The organism is uncultured Ruminococcus sp. (assembly GCF_946415235.1).
Classification (GTDB): Bacteria; Bacillota; Clostridia; order Oscillospirales; family Ruminococcaceae; genus Ruminococcus.
Genome location: NZ_CAMKRR010000139.1, coordinates 1 through 6,335 on the forward strand (window position 1 = coordinate 1; position 6,335 = coordinate 6,335).

Here is a 6,335-nt window from a genome sequence, read left to right on the forward strand (position 1 = left end):
ACAGCGTTCTTGATGATGTTGAAGAAAAGGTTTATACAAGAGATCTGTTCAGAAGAGATTAGTAATATGAATGACATTAGGTGTCAACCACCATTCAATGCATATAATTAGGAAAGCTCTGCACATGCAGAGCTTTCTCATTTGAAGTATTAAGTTAATGCTGAAATAATCAGTCAGGGACTTCCGAGTCAGCTTTTACGAAGAATTTCTCTCCGTCATTTACCTTGAGACCGTAGAAATTATCCGAGATATCTGCAAGGTAGATAAGCTCACTGCCCTGTATTTTCAGATGATGGATCTTATCGGAAGTGTTTTCTGTCATTACAACGGTATCATCTTTTATTTCCCATGTTCCGAGGCCTAAATAGCTGCTGAGATAACCGATAGAATACTCGAATGTGCCGTCTTTATCAAACGTTATCTCAAAATCTCCGCCAAAGCCCTCTTTTTCGTATACAAAGGTCTTTCCAGCTATTGCAGATTTATCAATATCAGTATCGAACAGGCCCAGCAGTTTCCTCTGAATCGTCTGTGCATCGCCTACTGTTATTCCGTCACCGTTCATATCTCCGTTCAGCTTGCCCTGTTCGGTAAGGTGATGCTCTGCTGTACCGTCTATACCATATTTATTGGGATTGGCAAGAGCCTGCATGATAAGAACTGCGTCTGACATATCCACCTGACCGTCGCAGTTGGTATCACCCTTGATATCATTTTCCGATGTTGTAACAGAACTTGTTGTTGCAGTTGTCGCAGTGGTTGTTGTCGTGGTTGTATTGCCTGAAACTGTAGTAGTTGTTGTAACTTCGGGAGCTTTTCCTAAAATGTCCTCCAAGAAGGACAAATTCCACACCAGTCCTGCCTGCCAGTCAAGTGCAGGGCTGTTTACCGACCATGCTTCAATGGAATCAGCATAGCATTTCTGCGGAGAAGTCTTATAAGGATCCATACCGACAGCACGAACATAGTTATCAGGCACACACGTATAAGGACCGCCTGCCATAACTCCGTCGGGAGCCTTCGGGAAGTTCTTGTCAAGCTCATATCCCCAGTATTCGTCAACAGGGAAATTTGCGTGATATGAACCGCAGCCTGTAACATATGAGAAGCCGAGTCCGTTTCTGCCGAAAATATAATCTACAGCCTGCACTGCACCGTTCAGGTACTTTTTGTCGTCTGTTGCATCGTAAGCGTATGCCATTATCAGAGCATTATTTGCAACTGTACTGTTAGAGCCGATGCCGTAGCCTGCATAAATATCAGACGGATAAGTGAGCGGGTTATACCACTGTATCTTCTGGTACGGAACGCCCATACCGTTTTTCGTATCGTTTTCAGTGTTCAGATACTGGTCGGCAGTATCAAGGAGGTTTTTCTTTATCCTTGCCTTATCGGCAGCTTTTGTCTTATCGCTGAGATAAAGCGAAAGAGTTCCGCAGCCGATCTTATTGTTTCTGTCAAATGAAGAGAAGATTCCGTCGGTTTCTATCATTGGAAGATAAGTCGGGACACCGAAAGCATAGCACTGTTTGCTTTTATTCGATGTTCCTGAAAAACTGAAATCCTTCAGATAGTCATAGTAGGTATCATCACCTGTAGTTGCAAAAAGCTCGCAGGCTGCCCAGTATGCTTCGTCATCAACATTATCGTTAAACGAATTAACATCGTGATATGAACTAAACGGAACAAAATGAAGATCTGATCTCCATTTCTCGCGTCCGGGGCGATTTTCCGTGTCCTCGAAATCATCCTTGTATTTCATAATGGCTTCCCATGATTTTTTTGCATGGTCAAGGCATTCCTGAGCAAAGTCATCATCAATGCCCTTCCACAGACGGGCTGCCTGTGCTGCACAAGCTATCATATTAAATGTAGCACTGTATGTAGGCGGACAGATGATACGCGGCGAAACTCTTTCATTGATGTAATTAGGAGGGGAGTATGGTGCAGGCTCGATCCAGAGATTCCTTACCCTGTCGTAAACAAAATCTGCATAATCTTCACCCCATATGCTGTCCTTTTCGGAGTCAACTATCATCCTGAACATGAATTCAAGTTCATATCTTGCTTCGTCCAGAATATCAGGAGTATCGGCACAGGTTACACTTTCGTTTGATATACTGTATTCGCTTGGGATAGTCATAGCCTTTCCGTCAGCCCATTTGCCGTCAGTACCGTTCTTCTTTGAGTTTTCGTACATATTCTGAAGAAGCCATACAGCGCTTCCGCCGCTTGAAATACTCTTGCAATGATTTTCGGGATCGTACCAGCCGCCCGAAACGTCCAGGCAGACCTTTCTTTCTATATCATTATAACCGTTAGCATAGTATTCATCATACCAATCCGGCTGCACGTAGGCTGAGTCTTCTTTAAAAGCATCCATATGTGCAAGTGCTTTTTTGTCGCCGGACGTAATATACTTTTCCTCAATATCAGAACCCGATCGTTTCTGATAGTAATAATTCAGCGCATTTCTGAGCGTATCTTTGTAGATATCATCACCTATGGTGAATTCATGACTGATGTTTTTGCCGCTGTCCTTTTCGTCGTCCATGACTATGGTATATACACCCGGAGTTACGAACTTTGAGAAATCAACTATGTGGCAGTATTCTCCTGCCATATCGTCATAGTCCGCAGGCTCGCTCCTGCCTGTATATACAGTCTTGCCGTTCTTGTCCACCAGCTTGAAATCAACAGCTTCTTTATCCTTTTCGGTAACATATGTTGCTTTTTTATCGGCTGTTGTGTAATATCCGAGCTGATTGAGACGTACGTCGCTTTTGGGAGTGATTATGCCAAGATCACTGTCTCCTTTCCAGCCGCAGACTGCATTAGCAGGATCCTCGTCACAGGTAAGGCACTCGATAGACATATCATCGAACCATATCTCATCGCCTTCCCGAGCGTTTCCCTGATAATTGGTACCTTTTGCATACTGGAATGTCCACTGGCAGCCGTCAATATCCTCCGTTGGCGTAAATATGCCTTCAATTTCCTGCCATTCAGTCGTAAGGTTTAATGCCCTTGACTGCCACTGTCCTCCCATATGAGGTCCCATGTGCATATCCAATGATTCACCGTCAAGCACGAAGTATTCATCACCACTGCTTATAGAACCGATGAATGAGTCAAGCTCAATACCATCTCTGCTTCCCTTGACTATAAAGCTTACTTTGTACACATGATCTTTTCTGAAACTCAGACCTCTGTGTCTGAACTGAAGGTCCCATTTTTCACGGTCAACACCGTAAGGTACTACAACGCGGATATGGAACGCCCCGTCATCAATATCAAAGGTTTGCTGTGCTGGACTTGAGGAGCAGGTGTGCCAGGGCAGAGTTTTTTTATCAAAAGTGGTTTCTCCAAGCACCTGAACTGCCGAAGCCTGAAATGGAGCAGCTGCTGATGCAGCAGCCATTGTAAGCGAAAAAATGCCTGTGATGATTTTTCTGAAAATTCTATGCATATAAAGCCCTCCCTCATTAATATGCTTTGTATAAATATTATATATGTTTTGAGGGGGATAGTCAAGCTTTTATAGAATATTAGCACAAAAACTATATAATGCATATATGAATCGCAGGGATGAGGAAGCATACGTTCAGGTCGTGTGTGAAAGCATCAGGAAATATCACTGTATATCTGTTCAGCTGTCAGGTGGTTGGCTTTCAGTACATCTTCGACCGCATAACGGTCAAGGAACTCCTTTTTAAGACCGTAATTGCAGACCTTCATCTTTGATGGACCGTAAAATCCTGCGATCTTCCCGCCAAATCCGCCGTCCAGTATACCGTCCTCCAGTGTGATAACGGTATCGTGATCTTCCGTAAGCTGTCCGAGCAGTGTTTCATCAACACCTGTGATATAGCGCGGATTGATGAGCGTCGGGACTATGCCTGTTTTCTCGGCTATCAGTGCTGCAAGTTCTTCACCCAGCTGATAAAAGTCACCCAGTGCAAGGATAGCTGTTTTTGAGCCCTGCTGTGTGACCTTATAACGGTTCAGTGCACTGTAATCGGTATCAACAGGGCTGTAGGTATGGTGAACGCCGTTGCAGGGAATACGTATGGCAACGGGATAGCTGTTCTGCTCAATGCTCCATTCAAGCATTGCGAAATATTCCTCACAGTTGGTTGGCGCAAGATATACAAGGTTAGGTATATTTGACATCATGGCAATATCAAAGATACCGAGGTGTGTGATATCGTGCATACCGTAAACGGAGGCGGTATTGACCAGCAGCGTTGCGGGATTGGAATTGATGCAGAGATCCTGCGAGATCTGGTCATAAGTACGCTGGAAGAAGCTCGAATGTGTTGCAAATACGGGCTTGCAGCCGTTTTTCGCAAGTCCCGAAGCCATTGCAACAGCGTGTTCCTCTGCGATGCCCACGTCGATAAACTGCCTGCCTGCTTCCGCTCTTTTTTCGGGAGTAAAACCGATGCAGACAGGTACTGCCGCTGCCATTGCGACAACTCGGGGATCGTTCTTCATTTTTTTCATGAGATAGTCACAGGTGAGATCACCGTAATCCTCACCGCCGCCAAATTGCGGGGAATGACCGCTTTCGGGATCAAAGGGCATATGCCAGTGCCAGTTTTCCTTTTCCGTTTCGGCGGGGGCATATCCCTTGCCTTTTTTTGTGACGATATGCACAACTGTAGGGTGATCTATGTCCTTTACCTCGGAAAAAGCTGCGATAAGCTGCGCTGTATCATTGCCGTCCGCAACGAAGCGGTAATCAAGTCCCATAGCCCTGAACAGATTACATTCTGCTTTTCCGTCTGAATCACGGAGAGCCTTGAGATTTTTGTACAGACCGCCATGATTTTCTGCTATGGACATATCATTGTCATTGACAACGATTATGAAATTGCTGCCAAGCTCTGCGGCATAATCCATGCCTTCGAGGGCTTCACCGCCGCTCAGTGAGCCGTCACCGATTATTGCGATCACGTTGCCCGATTCTCCTTTGAGGTCACGGCTTTTTGCCAGTCCGCAGGCAAGGCTAACCGATGTTGATGTATGTCCTACATTGAAAAAGTCATGCTCGCTTTCCTCGGGGTTAGTATATCCCGATATATCTTCAAAATGAGCGTCATCGAAAAAAGCCCTTTTCCTTCCTGTCAGTATCTTGTGGGTGTAGCATTGGTGCGATACATCAAAAACGAATTTGTCTCTTGGTGAATCAAACACATAATGCAGGGCGATAGTTGCCTCGACCATGCCGAAATTCGGGCCCAAATGGCCTCCGCGTTTGGAAAGGCGGTTCATAAGTCCTTTGCGTATCTCCACAGCAAGTGCGGTAAGTTGTTCTGTGTCAAGCTTTTTGATATCTGTTGGGGAATTAATAGAATCGATCAGCATAAATTACTCCTTTTCTGTCTGACATTCGCAGCCGCAGGGACCGTTGTCCCAATCCAGTTTTCCTGTTTGCATGGCTCTTTCGTAGACACTGATTTTGTAGCTCATCTTGTTAAGTGCGTCATCATATTTCTGTCGTTCTGCCAGTATGCGTTCCCTTGCTTCCTTCAGAAGTGCGAAACGTGCAGCTATCGTGCAGTCGCCTTCTCTGTAAAGGCGAACATATTCGGTCAGCAGCTCGATCGGCATACCTGCGCTGCGAAAACAAACCGCCGTTTCGACCCAGCCGATATCCTCCTCGGAATAATCGCGGATACCGCCGGGGGTACGGTGCACTTCGGGTATCACTCCGACACGCTCGTAATACCTGAGTGTATCCGAGCTTATGCCGAAACGCTTGCAGACCTCTTTGATCGTCATACAGATCACCTCCTCATGTAAGCTTATTCTATTATACAGCTTGAAGTTAACTCAAAGTCAAGAGATAACAAATATTTTTGACGGATAATACAAATACTGCAGCACCGATTTGAGCAAGATGACGAAATCATGTATTGTATGATACTGTAATAAACTCCCTCATCGGATCTTTTTATAAAAACTATTTCATTTGGGAATTGTCAAGAAATGTGCAGTCGGAGAATACCCAAAATCTTGGATAGGCAGATATCAGGCAGCGTGATGAGCCAGCCCCTGTTGAAGTTCTTAGTGCCATAGGTGGGAGACCGCCTGCATTGAAGCTGTTGATCCTCTGTGAAGCTTACATCCAAGAACATATAATCAGGTGGTATAACAATACATAATAAGATCCATATAAAAAGACTCACCGCTGCAGTTTGGGCAGCAGTGAACTTAATTTATCAATAGATATTATGCTTTTGGACTCTGGCAGCAAACTGGCCACATACGGCGTTACGATGAAAGTATTCTCGATATCACAGTGCGTTTTCGGAGCACTGAATATTTTA

Annotated in this window: 3 protein-coding genes; all 3 read right to left on the reverse strand. The window is 44.9% G+C overall.

Annotated elements, in window-relative coordinates; all coding sequences use genetic code 11:
* Nucleotides 1–169: 169 nt before the first annotated feature.
* Nucleotides 170–3,469, reverse strand: coding sequence for a glycoside hydrolase family 9 protein (locus Q0R37_RS14730; RefSeq protein WP_294755334.1), 3,300 nt, complete (start codon nucleotides 3,467–3,469; stop codon nucleotides 170–172).
* A gap of 155 nt (nucleotides 3,470–3,624) precedes the next feature.
* Nucleotides 3,625–5,370, reverse strand: coding sequence for a 1-deoxy-D-xylulose-5-phosphate synthase (locus Q0R37_RS14735; protein ID WP_294755336.1), 1,746 nt, complete (start codon nucleotides 5,368–5,370; stop codon nucleotides 3,625–3,627).
* Nucleotides 5,371–5,373: 3 nt separating this feature from the next.
* A complete protein-coding gene (locus Q0R37_RS14740; RefSeq protein ID WP_294755337.1) occupies nucleotides 5,374–5,787 on the reverse strand; it encodes a MerR family transcriptional regulator in 414 nt (137 codons plus the stop codon).
* Nucleotides 5,788–6,335 lie beyond the last annotated feature (548 nt).

Excerpts from the sequence above, each read along its gene's own strand:
- Q0R37_RS14730 (WP_294755334.1), bottom strand. The coding sequence starts at position 3,469 with ATGCATAGAATTTTCAGAAAAATCATCACAGGCATTTTTTCGCTTACA.
- Q0R37_RS14735 (WP_294755336.1), bottom strand. The coding sequence starts at position 5,370 with ATGCTGATCGATTCTATTAATTCCCCAACAGATATCAAAAAGCTTGAC.
- Q0R37_RS14740 (WP_294755337.1), bottom strand. The coding sequence starts at position 5,787 with ATGACGATCAAAGAGGTCTGCAAGCGTTTCGGCATAAGCTCGGATACA.